The sequence below is a fragment of the Oceanithermus desulfurans genome (genome assembly GCF_014201675.1).
GTDB lineage: Bacteria > Deinococcota > Deinococci > Deinococcales > Marinithermaceae > Oceanithermus > Oceanithermus desulfurans.
In genome coordinates this window covers 235726-248512 of record NZ_JACHEZ010000004.1, presented here as the reverse complement: position 1 = coordinate 248512, position 12787 = coordinate 235726, and the positions used below count along the sequence as shown (strand labels likewise).

Sequence of the window (12787 nt, the reverse complement as noted above, 5' to 3'; positions counted from 1 at the left end):
TGGGATAATGCCCTCATGGGTATGCTCGCGCGCTTCCTGGACGGCGCCCCGCCGCCGACGCGGCTCTGGCTCACGCGCGCGGGACCGGTGGAAAACCCGCGCGGCGTGCTCTACAGCCACCCCGGCCGGCCGCTGACGCCCGCCGGCCGGGACGCGCTCGCGGGCCTGGCCGCCCGGCTGGAGGCGGCGGTAACCCACGTCTACGCCCCCGACAGCCTCGCCGAAACCGAGGCGGCGCGGCTCCTCGCCGAGCGGCTGGGCGCACCCTACACCCTCGAGCCGGGGCTGCGGGAACGCGCCTGGGGCGACTGGGAGGGGCTGGACTTCGCGACGGTGCGCCGGCGCTGGCCCGCCGACGTGGAGCGCTGGAAGCACGACGAGGCAGGTTTCGCGCCCCCGGGGGGCGAAAGCCTGGTCGACGTGGAGCGGCGGACCCGCCCGCTGCTGGAACGGCTCCTCGAGCGGCACCCGGGCGGGGACGTGGTCCTGGTGGGCAACTGCACGGTGAACCGGGTGGCGCTGCGCCTCGCCCTCCCCTTCCTGCCGCTCGCGGAAGGGCTGCGGCTGGAGCAGGACTACGCCGCCTGGACCGAGCTGCGCTTCTACGGCGCGGACGGCGTGCTGGCGCGTCTGAACGGCTGAGGGCGGTGCTACAATCAAGGCAACCATGGTACGGCCGGTGCGCCCCGAAGACCTTGGCGGTCTGCTCGCGCTGCTGCGCTGGATGGACGCCGACCCCGCCCGCCGGGTGCTCGCGCCCGAAGCCCGCAGCGAGGACGAGCTCTGGTGGGCCGCCGACGAGGGGTGGGTCCTGGAGCTGGGCGAGCGCCTCGCCGGCTACGCCGCCCTCTACCCCTTCCGCCAGGGCGGCGCCCTCGAGGGGCCGCTGGTGCGCGAGGCCGACCCCGCGCCCCTCCTCGAACACGCCGACCGCGAGGCGGCGGCCCGCGGCTGGCACACCCTCTACGCCTTCCCGCACGAGGCCAACCGCAGCCTGCGCGCGGCGCTGCAGACGTGGGGCTACGCGCCCGTGCACACCTCCTACTTCTTCACCACGCCCCCGCGCGACCTCGCCTACCCCCCGCCCGCAGGGGTGCGCCTCGAGCGGGTGGAGAACCTGGACCCCGAGGTCTACTGCGAGCTCTACCGCAGCAGCGAGGACACCTGGAGCCTGCGCCTGGGCTGGTCGGCGCTCGAGCTGATCGAGCACTTCCAGCGCCCCGACGTGCACCTGTGGTACGCCTTCGAAGGGGAGCGGCCGGTGGGGCTGGTGGAGCTGGAAACCACCCCCGACGCCGCCGAGATCGCCTACCTGGGCGTCGTCCCCGAGGCCAGGGGCCGCGGCGTGGGCCGGGCGCTGCTGGCCGCGGCGGCGGACTACGCCTTCGGCGGCGGCGCCCGCGAGCTCAAGGTGCGCGCCCACGACCACGAAAAGGCGGCCATCGCCCTCTACGAACGCCTGGGGTTCAAACTCGCCGACGCCGTCGTGACCTACGCCAAAGAACTAGGCTGACCGCCCCCAGGGCCAGGACGAGGGCCAGGGCCCGCTCCGGGTACCAGCGGCGGTAGACGATACGCACCGGAAAGGGCTGGCCCAGCCGCGCCCGCCAGACGTAGGTGCGCCCCTCCACCCGGCTGGCGTTGCTGCTCAGGGCGGGCCAGGGGGCCTCGACCTTGAAGACGAAGGGGAGCCCCAGCGCGCGCACGAACGACGGCAGCTCGGTGATCCGGCCCACGTCGAGGGTCCCGACGAGGGCGTAGTCCTCGAAGACGACCCAGCTCGTGCGCGAGAGGACCAGGCCGCTGCGGTCGGCGTAAGCGAAGCGCCCCGGCAACCAGCCGCTGAAGCGGTCCCAGCCCGCCAGCTTGAGCGGCTGCACCGCGCTGAGGCGCGTGGCCGAGAAGCTCACGTCACGGAACCCGCTCAGGCGCAGCCGGTCCGCGATCTGCTGCGCCTGCCCCGAGAGCGCGTCGCCCTCGAGCCGCACCTTGAGGTCGATCGATCCGTCGGGATGCCAGGTCAGCTTGGCCTCGGTCTCGAGGCAGCCGGACAAACCCAGTACAAACCCGACCAGGATCAGAGCGAAAGCGGTCCTACGGGTCGCACGCATATGAACTGCTTATACCGCCAGACCATGAGGAGACCTTGGCGAATGCGGATTGGCTGGCGTACTGTACATCGTTTGGCTATATTCGTCGCGCCCGCCGCGGAGCTGGTCACCTCCCTGGGTTTTCGGGCAAGCATCGCGCTCCGTGTTGCTGCCCTTTCTTCCCCTGGCCGCGTGGCTAGTGTAGACGGTTCTTGTGGCCGGTTCCGCGGGCCCAAGATTAAACGAGAAGGCACCTCCCGGTTTCGCTGCTAAGCTAGGCCTATGCGCAACCTCGACGCCCACGAGGACTACAAGGTCGACGAACAACAGCTGCACCGCGACCTGACCCGGCTCCTCGAGAACGTAAACCCGTATGTCGGGGCCGCTACCGCAGGCTGCGAGCAATCCTAGACCGGATCCGCAACGTCAAGAAGCAGATACCGCCAGGTCACCTTGACTACTGATTGTAAGTTATTATGTAGGCAATGGAAAACAAGTTTACTTATGTTTTGTTAGCCGCGCTGCTCTTCCTTGCCACGGCTGCAACGGTGTTCTATTCCACCGGTGGCATTGCTTACATGTACGAACCGAACCTTAAACTCACGGGTACGGTCATCAGGTTCACGCTCACGGGGCTGATCTGGGTGGTAGCCACATGGTTTTCACTCCGCTCGATGGGAGCCTCGATTTCTTATCTGTTGGTGGCCAGCGTGGTTCTGATCGGGGCCGTCGCGGCGGCCATCGGAACCGCCTCGTGTTACCTTGACGCCTGTCCGCCCATGAGCGAACTGTTGGCGTTTACAACGCTGGGTTTGCCGTTGCTAATCTTGTTGCTGGCCCCAACTCTCTCAGGCCCGACGGCGACCAAGCTCCCCTTCGGGCTTCTGCTCCTCTCACTGGCTTACGCAGTGCCCCTGCTCTTCGTTAACCCACTGGCTGCAGCCCTACCGTATGCGGCCGCGTACTTAGTGGTTTTGGCGCTGTCACGGCTCGCCCCGTTGGACAATGGCGGCCATTGGCTCTTTTTATTACCAGCCCTTAGTCTCAGTTTGCTGGGTGGCGGTGGTGTGTTGCTCGCAGCACTGGTAGCTTTCGTGTGGCCCACGGGATTTGCTCAGGCCTGGAACGCCCCCCTCGCGACCGCTTGGGTCACCCTCGCCCTTCTGGGTCCAAGCTTGCTGGCGATGGGCATCGGTCTGGTAATGCTCGAGCTCCGAACACGGGGGGAAGGCAGCTAATTCAAGCCCGCACCTGCTAGGCTTAACCTATGCGCAACCTCGACGCCCACGAGGACTACAAGGTCGACGAACAACAGCTGCACCGCGACCTGACCCGGCTCCCCGGCGACTTCCCCCGCCCCGAGGAGGCCTACCCCGCCCCCTACGGGGTGGTGGGCTTCGGCGAGGCCTGGTGGCCCGCGGAGCTGGCCCATCTCTGGATCCCCCGGCTGATGACCGAGGGCGGCACCCAGTTCGTCCTGCAGGGCGGGCTCGACCTGGGGGCCGCCGGCGGCGCGGTGGCCGCCGCCGAGGCCAGCGGCGCGCGGGTGGTGCGCGTGGGCTTCGGCGAGGCGGTGGACGTGCCGGTGGCGCCCCACCCGCTCAGCCCCTACCGCTACCTGCGCTTCCTGCAGGAGGCCACGGGCGAGGCCGAGGCGGGAGCCCGGGTGGACCGCGCCCTCGAGGCCCTGGCCGCGGGGCTTGGGCCCGAGGTGCCCACCGAGGACAACCCCGCCAAGTTCTTTGCCTGGAACCTGATCGAGCGCATCCCCGTCTGGGTGGTGTCGGAGCGCTACCGCGGCCTGGCGGCCGCGCTGCAGCAGACCTTCGCCCGCATCGGCGGCAGCCTCTCCATTGCGCCGCCGCCCGGCAGCCTCGAGTTCTTCATCACCGCGCTGGAGGCGCGGCACGAGCAAGGCGACCCGCTGGCGGCGGTGGTGGTGGGCGAGGACGAGCGCACCCGCCTGGCCGTCGAAATTCTGGAAACGCGGGTGGACACCGTGCTCGAGCTCCCCGAACCGCCGGCCGAGGGGCTGATCCCCGAGATGATGGCCGCCTGGTACTTCGTCGCCTGGGCCTCGTACTACCTGGCCATCCTCTACGGCCAGAACCCCGCCGACGCCGAGGTGCTGGCGCGGTTGCGCGAAGAAGCGTGAAGCCGCCGCCCTTTCCCCGCCCTTTGGACCTGGCGGCGGCGGGGGCGCTGCAGCGGGAGCTGGCCGCCCGCGTCGAACTGGCCGGCAGCTGGGCGGGGGTGCGGCGGCTGGCCGCGCTCGACGCCTCGATCCGCCGGGGCGGCGCCCTCGTGGCCGCGGCGGTGCTGTGGGACGTGGTGGCCGCGCGGGCGCTGGCCGTCGGGATCGCCCGCGTGCCGGCGGACGAGGTCTTCCCCTACGTGCCCGGCTACCTCTCCTTCCGCGAGGCTCCGGTCTACCTCGCCGCGCTCGAGGCCCTGGGGGCCGATCCCGACGCGCTGCTGGTGGACGGCCAGGGCATCGCCCACCCCCGTGGTCTGGGCATCGCCGCCCACCTGGGGGTGCACACCGGGCTCTCCAGTCTGGGCGTCGCCAAGAGCCGCCTCTTCGGCGAGGCCGTGGGCGCGCTCGCCGAGGCCGCCGGCTCCGCCGTGCCCCTCTGCGCCGAGGACGCCCCGGTCGGCACCCCCTGCGCCAGGGGGCGGCAGGTGGGCTGGGTGGTGCGCACACGGGCGCGGGTGAAGCCCGTCTACGTCTCTCCGGGGCACCGCATCGGGATGAACGAGGCACTCGAGGCGGTGCTCGCCCTGCCGCGGACGACGAAGCTGCCCGAGCCGCTGCGCCAGGCCCACCTCTGGGCGGGGCGGGCGCGGCGGCTGGGCTTGGTAGGCCGCCAGGATATCGGGTAAAACGAGTTGTGGCCCGGTCGCGTCCGAACCTCGTCTACCGCACGGTCAAACGCATCGTGCGCGGCTTGCTGCGCCTCCTCTACCGAATCGAGGTGGAGGGGGCGGACCGCGTCCCCCCCGAGGGGCCCGTCGTCATCGCCGCCAACCACCACTCCTTCATCGACCCGCTGGTGATCGGGGTGGTGCTGCCCCGGCCCATCGCCTTCATCGCCCGCGGCGACCTCTTCCGCATCCCCGGCCTGGGCTGGCTGCTGCGCAAGCTCTACGCCATCCCGGTGGAGCGCGGCTCCGGCGACCTGGCCGCCGTCAAGGCCGCCATCCGGGCGCTGCGCGCCGGCATGGCCTTCGGAATCTTTCCCGAAGGTCGCCGCAGCCGCAGCGGCCACCTGGAACCCTTCAAGACGGGCGCCGCGGCGATCGCGCTGCGCACCGGAGCCCGCGTCCTGCCGGTGGCCATCGTCGGCACCCGCGAGGTCTGGCCTCCGGGGAGCCGGCCGCGCCTGGGAGGCAGAATACGCGTCGTCATCGGCGATCCCATCGATCTGGGCGGAGCCGCGGAGCGGCTCGACAAGGCCCATTTGGAAGAAGCAACGCGCCGGATCGAGGCCGCCGTGGCCCGGTTGCTGCCTGAGGATTACTTACCGGAAGGATACTTGAAAAAAACAACCTTACAGCAAGAAACGCCAGAAAACGCGGACCAGGCTTGAATTTTGGGGGCAAGGCGTGGTATAGTCCGTAAGGAAAGCAATATTCAAGGAGGTGTACGTATGGCAAACAAGAAGAAGACGGTTACGAAATCGGATCTGGTCAACCACGTCGCCGAGATCACCGGGCTGAAGAAGAAGGACGCGAAGGCCTGCATCGATACCTTCCTCGACGAGATCGCCACCTTCCTCGACCGCGACTACAAGGTGCAGCTCACCGGCTTCGGGACCTTCGAGGTGCGCAAGCGCAAGGCCCGCACCGGCGTGAAGCCCGGCACCACCGAAAAGATCAAGATCCCCGCCTCCAAGTACCCGGCCTTCAAACCCGGCAAGGCGCTGAAGGAAAAAGTCCGCGTATAAAGACCGTACGCGAAAAAGCAGGCCCGCGGGCCTGCTTTTTCTTTGGTCGGGGTGGGCTCAGCCCGCCGCTTCGGCGGGCACACCGGCGCCCAGACGCTGCTCCAGCACCCGTCGCTGCTCGGCGAAGGTGCCCCAGTGGGCCTGGCCGTCGATCACGGTGATCGGGGCCACCCGCACGCCGTAGTTCCGCACCGCCTCGTCGGCGGTCTCGGGGCGGCTCAGGTCCCGCTCTTCGTAGGCCACGCCACGCGCCTCGAGCCAGGCCTTCACCGCGGCGCAGTCGGGGCAGCCGGGGCTGGTGTAGAGCAGCACCCGGGCCCCGCTGCGCGGCGCGGGGACCTGCGGGGCCGCCTCGCCCGCGAACTGCGGCGGCTGGAAGTAGCGGAGGCGCAGCGAGTTCGTGAGCACCAGGATGCTCGAGAGGCTCATCGCGCCCGCGGCCAGCGCCGGCTGCAGCAGCAGGCCGGTGAAGGGGTAGAAGACCCCCGCGGCGACCGGGATCAGCGCGGTGTTGTAACCGAAGGCCCAGAAGAAGTTCCAGTAGATCGTGGACAGCGTCTTTTTCGCGAGCGCCCTCGCGCGCACCACGGCGCGCAGGTCGCCCTGCATCAGCACCACGTCGCCGGCCTCGACGGCGATGTCGGTGCCGGTGCCGATGGCCACGCCCACGTCGGCCCCCGCCAGCGCCGGGGCGTCGTTGATCCCGTCGCCCACGAAGGCTACGCGCCGCCCCTTCGCCTGCAGGTCGCGCACCACCTGGGCCTTGTCGGCGGGCAGCACCTCGCTGATCACCTCGTCGATGCCGACCTCGCGGGCCACCGCGCGGGCGGTGCGCTCCGAGTCCCCGGTCAGCATCACCACGTGCAGACCCTCGCCGCGCAGGGCCGCGACGGCCTCCTGACTGCCCGCCTTGACCGGGTCGCTAACCGCGATCAGGCCGGCGACCTCGCCATCCACCGCGACGTAGATCACGGTGCGGCCGGCGTCCTCGAGCCGGGCCTGCTCCGCCGCGAAGGACGCGGTGTCCAACCCCAGGCGCTCCATGTACCGGGCCGCGCCCACGGCGACCTCACGCCCGGCCACGCGGGCGCGGGCTCCGAAGCCGGGAACGGCCTCGAAGTCGCCAACCTCGGGCAGCGTCAGGCCTTCGGCGCGCTCGCGGACCGCCTGGGCGATGGGGTGTTCGCTCAACTGCTCCACCGCGGCCGCCAGGGTGAGCAGCTCGTCCTCGCGCCACCCCGGGGCGGTGCGCAGGTCGGTCAGCTCCGGACGGCCCTTGGTGATCGTTCCCGTCTTGTCCAGCACCACCGTATCGATGCGCGCCAGCCCCTCGATGGCCACGCCCTTGCGGAAGAGCACGCCCATCTGCGCGCCGCGGCCGCTGGCCACCATGATGGCCGTGGGCGTCGCCAGCCCCATGGCGCAGGGGCAGGCGATGAGCAGCACGCTCACCGAAGCGATGAAGGCGTAGTTGAGCCGGGGTTCGGGCCCCACCAGCATCCAGACCGCGAAGGTGACGACCGAGACGACGAGGACGATGGGCACGAAGACCGCGGCGATGCGGTCGGCGAGCTCCTGCACCGGCGGCTTGGACTGCTGGGCCTCCTCGACCATGCGGATGATCTGCGAGAGCACGGTGTCCGCGCCGACCCGGGTCGCCCGGAAGAGGAGGCTGCCGTTCTGGTTGACGGTTCCGCCCACCACCGCGTCGCCGGCGCGTTTGAGCACCGGCACCGGCTCGCCGGTGAGCATCGACTCGTCCACGTACCCCTCACCCTCGACCACTTCACCGTCGGTGGGGATGCGCTCGCCCGGCCGCACCCGGATCAGGTCGCCGGGCACCACGGCCTCGATGGGCAGCTCGACCTCTCGGCCGTCGCGAACCACCCGGGCCTTCTTGGCCCCCAGCTCCATCAGCTTGCGGATGGCCTCCGAGGTACGCCCCTTGGCCACCGCCTCCAGGTACTTGCCCAGGAGGATCAGCGTGACGATCACGCCCGCGGCTTCGAAGTAGGTGTGCGCGGTGCCCTCGGGGAACAACCCCGGGGCGACCAGCGCCAGCACCGAGTAGAGGTAGGCCGCCGAGGTACCGAACATCACCAGGGTGTTCATGCCCGGGCTCTTGTGGCGCAGCTCGGCGACGCCGCCGCGGAAGAAGCGCCGGCCGGCGTAGAAGATGACCGGCGTCGCCAGCACGAACTCCAGCCAGCGCCAGAGCTGCCCCGCCGCGATCGACTCCATCCAGTCACCCAAGGCGGGGACGACGAAGGGGCCCATGCTGATGATGACCAGCGGAATGGTCAGCAACGTGGCCAGCCGCAGGTCGCGCACGAAACCGGTCAGGGTCGCGTCCGTGGTCGGGGCCGCCTCGTCCTCCTCCTGGCTCACCGGGGTGTACCCCGCTTCGCGGATCTCGGCCTCGATGCGCGCGAGGGTGACGGTGTCGGGCAGGTAGCGCACGGTGGCCTTCTCGGTGGCCAGGTTGACCGTGGCCTCGAGCACGCCGTCGAGCTTCGAAAGGGCGCGCTCCACCCGCGAGACGCAGCTCGCGCAGGTCATGCCCTCAATGCCGATCGTCACGGTTTCCACGCGCGGGGTGTACCCCGCCTCGCGCACCGCCTCGAGCAGCGGCTCGAGCTCGGCCCCCGCCTCCAGGACCAGCGTCGCCTTCTCGGTGGCCAGGTTGACGCTGGCCTTGCGCACGCCGGGCTGCTGCGCCAGGGTCCGTTCCACGCGGGTCACGCAACTCGCGCAGGTCATGCCCTCGATGCCAATGGTTATGCTTCGTTCACTCATGCCTCACCCCTCCTGGTAAGTATACACCCACCCCTCCCGGGGTGGGGTTGTACGGTTGCGAGCTTCGGGCCGTTTCGCAAGGTTACTCGTCTTCCCCGAGGAAGGGGCCGTGCCAGCTGTGCACCCAGACCTCGCCCGTGTAGGCGTTGATCGAGAGCATCCCCTCGATGCCGTCGCGACCGAAGTCGAAGGTGTAGTAGCCCGAGAAGGCCTGCTCCTCCATGATCCGCGCGCCCGGCAGGAAGCCGTTCAGGAAGTCCGCGGCCAGCTGCTTCGCCGCTTCCAGGTCGTAGCGCGCCGGAGCGCTCCAGCCCGCGGGCCCGCGGTTCCACATCATGTTGGGGCCGGGTTCGGGATAGACCGCGCCGGTGTAGCGGTCGACCAGCACCTCGCCCAGGCCGCGGCCGCTCTCGTCAACGATCTGAGCGTAGTAGTTCTGCGAGAAGGCCATGAGGTCGCGGACCTTCGCCCCCGGGGCGAAGCGGTCGACGAAGGACTGCAGCCGCGCCTTGGCCTCGTCCTCTGCCAGCGGGCGCGCGTCGGGCAGGTAGACGCCGCCCATCATGCCGCCCATGCCGTAGCCGCCCATCATGCCGCCCATGCCGTAGCCGGGTCCGCCCCAGGGTGAGGCGTCGCCGTAGCCGCCCATCATGCCGTAACCGCCGCTGCCGTAGCCATAGCCCGAACCCTGGGGGTAGCCGTAGCCGCCCATCATGCCCTGCGCGAAGACCAGAGCCAGCGCCGTGAGTCCGAGTACCGCCGTGAGGATGTAGGTCGTTTTTTTCATCTCATCCACCTCCACGGGCATTGTGAAGGCGGCTTGTAAAGCTTGGGTAAAGCGCAGGCGTCAGTCGCAGTCGCCCGGCAGGCGGCCGGCGAGCGTCCAGGCGACCCCGGAGCCGCTGAGGCTTCCGGTAAGCCGCCACCAGCCGTCTTCCGGGGGGCGGGCGTCGGGGCGCAGGCCGAGCGGCACCGAGCGCCAGCTGCCGCGCTCGTAGCAGGCCACCAGCAGCGGCGTGGTCTCGCCGGCTGCGGGCAGCAGCTTGAAGAGGTCGCGTCCCGCGGAGCCCGAGAGCCAGGCGCGGATCCAGCCGCCCTCGAGGCCGATCACCTGGGCCGGGCCCAGGTAGTAAGCCCAGACCGTGGGGTACTTGATCTCGATCCTGCTCACACGGATGCGGCTGCCCTGCACCTCGCCCTTGACCTCGAGCCGCATGCCCGGCGCCAGGTAGGGCAGCCAGGGGTCGTCCCCGACGAGCTCGCGGCTCCCCACGATGGTGCGCTCGCCCGACCAGCGGACCTGACCGTAGAAGCTGTACTGGCGGTCGTAGGTCTCGTGCCCGTCGTCCTCGTGTCCGTCGTCGCTCCCCGATCCGCCTTCGTGGCCGTCGTCGGAACCGTTGTCGTGGCCGCCGCCGCGATCGCCACCGTCGTCGTCGCCGTCGTCTCCGCCGTCGTCATCGTCGTGGAGAGCGGGCCCCGACGCGTCCGCCAGCGGAGCGGCATCACCCGCAAACGCGGGCGCCGCCGCGGCGGGGTCGCCGACGGCCAGCGCCCAGCCGGGCAGCAGGCGCGCCAGCAGCAGCACGGCGAAAAGGGTGCGCATCCACCTAGGCATCGGCGTCCTCCACCAGCGGCAGGCGCAGCGAGGCGCAAAGCCCCGGCCGCGCCGGCTCGAAGCCGAGGCGGCCGCGCATGGCCTGCACCGCCTGCTTGGCGAGCGAAAGGCCCAGGCCGGTCCCCGCGACGCGGGTGTGAAAGCGCACGAAGGGGTCGGCCAGCCGCTCGAGCTGCTCCTCGGTGACGCCGTCGCCGTGATCGCGCACGCTGAGGACGGCCTCGTCCCCCTCGGCGGTCAGGCGCACCTCCACCGGCCCTTCGCTGTACTTGAGCGCGTTGTCGATCAGGTTCCCCAGCGCGCGCTTGAGGAGCTCTTCGTCGCCCACCACCCAGACCTCCTCGTCGGGCAGCTCCAGGCGCACGCGCTCCGCGGCCTTTCCCAGGCCCGCGACGAGTGAGCGCAGCAGCGCGCCCGCGGGCAGGGGCTCGAGCGTCACCTGGGGCTCGCGGCTGAGCGTCAGCAGGCCCTCCAGGATGCCGCGCATCCGCTCGATGGCCTTGCGCGTCTCCGGAAGCGCCCGCTCCTGGGGGGTGAGTCCCGCTTCCAGGGCCTCGAGCTGCGCCTGCATCGTGGCCAGCGGGGTGCGCAGCTCGTGCGAGGCGTAGCGGGTGAAGGCGCGTTCGCGCTCGAGCGCCCCCTGCACCGCGAAGACCATGCGGTTGAAGCTGCGGGCCAGCCGCGAGAGTTCGTCGTCGCCCGGCGGAGGCGGCACGGGGTCGGGGAAGCGCATCTGCGAGAGGGCGTCGGCCGCTTCGGAAAGCTGGCCGATGGGGCGGGCGATCCGCCCCGCGAGCCACCAGCCCAGGCCGCTGGCTAGCAGGACGACGAGCGGCAGGCTCACCAGGCCCGCCCGCAGCTGCCCCGCCAGCGCCTTGCGGTACTCGCCCACGTAGGCCACCAGCTCGAGTACGTAGCCGTCCTGCAGGGGCTTCTCCGTCCAGACCCAGTTCGGGTCGGCCGCCTCGGGCAGCACCCCGCCCTCGATGTAGATGACGTTGCCCTTGCGCACCCGGAACCCCAGCGAGCCGCCGGCGCTCACCCAGGGCCAGTCGGAGCCCGCGAGCGCCGGCCGCCCCTGCTGGAAGACCAGGGTGCCGGCCACGGCCCCCGACCAGACCTCGAGGTCGCGCTGAATGTCCTCGCGCAGCAGCTCCGAAAAGCTGAGGTAACCGACCACGAAGTGCAGCCCCGCGGCCACCGCGGCGATGGCCGCGGTGCCCAGGGCGATGCGCAACCTCAGGCTCACGGTTCCAACCCCAGCCGGTAGCCGCCGGCCACGGTCTGCACCACTTCGGGGCCCAGCTTGGTGCGCAACCGGTGCACGTAGACGCGCACGATCTTGAGCCCCGAGTCGGTGCCCGGGAAGAGGCGCTCGAGCAGCTCCTCGGCGCTGTAGACCCGGTCCGGGTGGAGCGTGAAGAGCTCGATGAGCGCGAACTCGCGGCCCGAGAGGGCGACCTCGCGGCCCTGCCAGTGCACCTTGCGCGCCGCGTAGTCCACCCGCAGGGGCCCGCGCTCGAAGAAGCTGCGCCGCACCGGCCCCTGCCGCCGCAGCAGCGCCCGCACCCGCGCGGCCAGCTCCTCGAGGCTGAAGGGCTTGGTCAGGTAGTCGTCGCCGCCCAGGTCGAGGCCGCGCACCCGGTCCTCCACCGCGTCCCGCGCGGTGATGAAGAGCACCGGACCGTCGAACCCGGCCTCGCGCAGCTCGCTGGCGAACTCGAACCCGGCGTCCACGCCCTCCGGCAGCATCACGTCGAGGATCACCAGGTCGGGCTCGGCGTCGTAGAGCGCCTCGCGGGCCGCCTCGATGGAGTCGGCCTCGTCGACGTCGTACCCCATGCTGCGCACGTAGGCCGCCATCGGCTCACGCAGCGACGCCTCGTCCTCGACCAGCAGGATCCTCATTCGACCTCCCCGGCCTCCTCGTCCCGCGCGTAGAGCGCCAGCCCTCCCAGCGCCGCCAGCCCCGTCAGGCCCAGCGGCGCCAGCGGCGGCGCGGCCTCTTCGCCCTCGCCCTCCTCGCCTTCGTCGTCATCGTACCGCGCGGCCGCGTAGGCCGCCCCGTCCGACTCGCCGGCCTCCCCCCAGTGCAGGGCGGTGCCCACGAGTCCGAAGAGGCCCACGACCAGGAAGCCCACCAGCCAGCCCACCCGCAGCCGGGGCACGAAGACCGCCAGCAGGGCGATCAGCGCCCCGGCCGCGCTGGCGAGCACGCCCAGGATCTGGGTCTCTTCGGTGTGCCCGGTCATCAGCAGCTCGAGCGCAAGCATCCCGAAGCTGCCGGCGATCCAGAGCATCACCAGTACGGGAAAGCGCTTGCGAATCCAGCTCAC

Annotated in this window: 15 protein-coding genes; 8 read left to right on the top strand and 7 right to left on the bottom strand. The window is 70.7% G+C overall.

What is annotated here, in order from left to right; genetic code table 11:
* Positions 1-15 precede the first annotated feature (15 nt).
* Both HNQ05_RS06895 and HNQ05_RS06890 read left to right on the top strand, forming a co-directional pair.
* The gene (locus tag HNQ05_RS06895) at positions 16-642 is read left to right on the top strand and encodes a histidine phosphatase family protein (protein ID WP_147148149.1); all 627 of its coding nucleotides are present in this window, start codon (positions 16-18) and stop codon (positions 640-642) included.
* Positions 643-667: 25 nt separating this feature from the next.
* A complete protein-coding gene (locus HNQ05_RS06890) occupies positions 668-1513 on the top strand; it encodes a GNAT family N-acetyltransferase (RefSeq protein WP_147148147.1) in 846 nt (281 codons plus the stop codon).
* Here the strand turns inward: HNQ05_RS06890 and HNQ05_RS06885 are convergent.
* A complete protein-coding gene (locus HNQ05_RS06885) occupies positions 1467-2111 on the bottom strand; it encodes a DUF3153 domain-containing protein (RefSeq protein ID WP_147148145.1) in 645 nt (214 codons plus the stop codon). The two genes, HNQ05_RS06890 and HNQ05_RS06885, sit on opposite strands and share 47 nt — an antisense overlap.
* A 261-nt stretch (positions 2112-2372) precedes the next feature.
* On the opposite strand from HNQ05_RS06885, the gene HNQ05_RS12210 reads away from it, so the two are divergent.
* From HNQ05_RS12210 to HNQ05_RS06860, 6 genes are all read left to right on the top strand, one after another.
* Complete coding sequence (locus HNQ05_RS12210) at positions 2373-2501, top strand: hypothetical protein (RefSeq protein WP_260147625.1); 129 nt, start codon at positions 2373-2375, stop codon at positions 2499-2501.
* 74 nt (positions 2502-2575) lie between these two features.
* Complete coding sequence (locus HNQ05_RS06880; RefSeq protein WP_147148143.1) at positions 2576-3328, top strand: hypothetical protein; 753 nt, start codon at positions 2576-2578, stop codon at positions 3326-3328.
* 29 nt (positions 3329-3357) lie between these two features.
* Positions 3358-4245, top strand: coding sequence for an SIS domain-containing protein (locus tag HNQ05_RS06875; protein ID WP_147148141.1), 888 nt, complete (start codon positions 3358-3360; stop codon positions 4243-4245).
* Complete coding sequence (locus HNQ05_RS06870; protein WP_147148139.1) at positions 4242-4973, top strand: endonuclease V; 732 nt, start codon at positions 4242-4244, stop codon at positions 4971-4973. Before HNQ05_RS06875 ends, HNQ05_RS06870 begins: the two co-directional genes overlap by 4 nt.
* An 8-nt stretch (positions 4974-4981) precedes the next feature.
* Positions 4982-5680 carry a lysophospholipid acyltransferase family protein gene (locus tag HNQ05_RS06865; RefSeq protein WP_147148137.1) on the top strand — a complete coding sequence of 233 codons (699 nt, stop codon included), beginning with the start codon at positions 4982-4984 and terminating at the stop codon, positions 5678-5680.
* A gap of 60 nt (positions 5681-5740) precedes the next feature.
* Positions 5741-6037, top strand: a complete 297-nt coding sequence (locus tag HNQ05_RS06860; protein WP_013457196.1) for an HU family DNA-binding protein — start codon at positions 5741-5743, stop codon at positions 6035-6037.
* A gap of 57 nt (positions 6038-6094) precedes the next feature.
* On the opposite strand, the gene HNQ05_RS06855 is transcribed toward HNQ05_RS06860, so the two are convergent.
* From HNQ05_RS06855 to HNQ05_RS06830, 6 genes are all read right to left on the bottom strand, one after another.
* On the bottom strand, positions 6095-8833 hold the full coding sequence (locus HNQ05_RS06855) for a heavy metal translocating P-type ATPase (RefSeq protein ID WP_147148135.1): 2739 nt from the start codon (positions 8831-8833) through the stop codon (positions 6095-6097).
* Positions 8834-8915: 82 nt separating this feature from the next.
* Entirely contained in the window at positions 8916-9620 is a 705-nt protein-coding gene (locus HNQ05_RS06850; RefSeq protein WP_147148133.1) for a peptidase M4, read from the bottom strand.
* A 60-nt stretch (positions 9621-9680) separates the two neighbouring features.
* Positions 9681-10451 carry a hypothetical protein gene (locus HNQ05_RS06845; RefSeq protein ID WP_147148131.1) on the bottom strand — a complete coding sequence of 257 codons (771 nt, stop codon included), beginning with the start codon at positions 10449-10451 and terminating at the stop codon, positions 9681-9683.
* Positions 10444-11700, bottom strand: coding sequence for a sensor histidine kinase (locus HNQ05_RS06840; RefSeq protein WP_147148129.1), 1257 nt, complete (start codon positions 11698-11700; stop codon positions 10444-10446). Before HNQ05_RS06840 ends, HNQ05_RS06845 begins: the two co-directional genes overlap by 8 nt.
* Positions 11697-12359, bottom strand: a complete 663-nt coding sequence (locus HNQ05_RS06835) for a response regulator transcription factor (protein ID WP_147148127.1) — start codon at positions 12357-12359, stop codon at positions 11697-11699. The genes HNQ05_RS06840 and HNQ05_RS06835 overlap by 4 nt, the downstream gene beginning before the upstream one ends.
* Complete coding sequence (locus tag HNQ05_RS06830; RefSeq protein ID WP_147148124.1) at positions 12356-12787, bottom strand: hypothetical protein; 432 nt, start codon at positions 12785-12787, stop codon at positions 12356-12358. Before HNQ05_RS06830 ends, HNQ05_RS06835 begins: the two co-directional genes overlap by 4 nt.

Coding starts and splice junctions, on each gene's coding strand:
- HNQ05_RS06895 (WP_147148149.1), top strand. CDS start 16: ATGGGTATGCTCGCGCGCTTCCTGGACGGCGCCCCGCCGCCGACGCGG.
- HNQ05_RS06890 (WP_147148147.1), top strand. CDS start 668: ATGGTACGGCCGGTGCGCCCCGAAGACCTTGGCGGTCTGCTCGCGCTG.
- HNQ05_RS06885 (WP_147148145.1), bottom strand. CDS start 2,111: ATGCGTGCGACCCGTAGGACCGCTTTCGCTCTGATCCTGGTCGGGTTT.
- HNQ05_RS12210 (WP_260147625.1), top strand. CDS start 2,373: ATGCGCAACCTCGACGCCCACGAGGACTACAAGGTCGACGAACAACAG.
- HNQ05_RS06880 (WP_147148143.1), top strand. CDS start 2,576: ATGGAAAACAAGTTTACTTATGTTTTGTTAGCCGCGCTGCTCTTCCTT.
- HNQ05_RS06875 (WP_147148141.1), top strand. CDS start 3,358: ATGCGCAACCTCGACGCCCACGAGGACTACAAGGTCGACGAACAACAG.
- HNQ05_RS06860 (WP_013457196.1), top strand. CDS start 5,741: ATGGCAAACAAGAAGAAGACGGTTACGAAATCGGATCTGGTCAACCAC.
- HNQ05_RS06855 (WP_147148135.1), bottom strand. CDS start 8,833: ATGAGTGAACGAAGCATAACCATTGGCATCGAGGGCATGACCTGCGCG.
- HNQ05_RS06850 (WP_147148133.1), bottom strand. CDS start 9,620: ATGAAAAAAACGACCTACATCCTCACGGCGGTACTCGGACTCACGGCG.
- HNQ05_RS06845 (WP_147148131.1), bottom strand. CDS start 10,451: ATGCCTAGGTGGATGCGCACCCTTTTCGCCGTGCTGCTGCTGGCGCGC.
- HNQ05_RS06835 (WP_147148127.1), bottom strand. CDS start 12,359: ATGAGGATCCTGCTGGTCGAGGACGAGGCGTCGCTGCGTGAGCCGATG.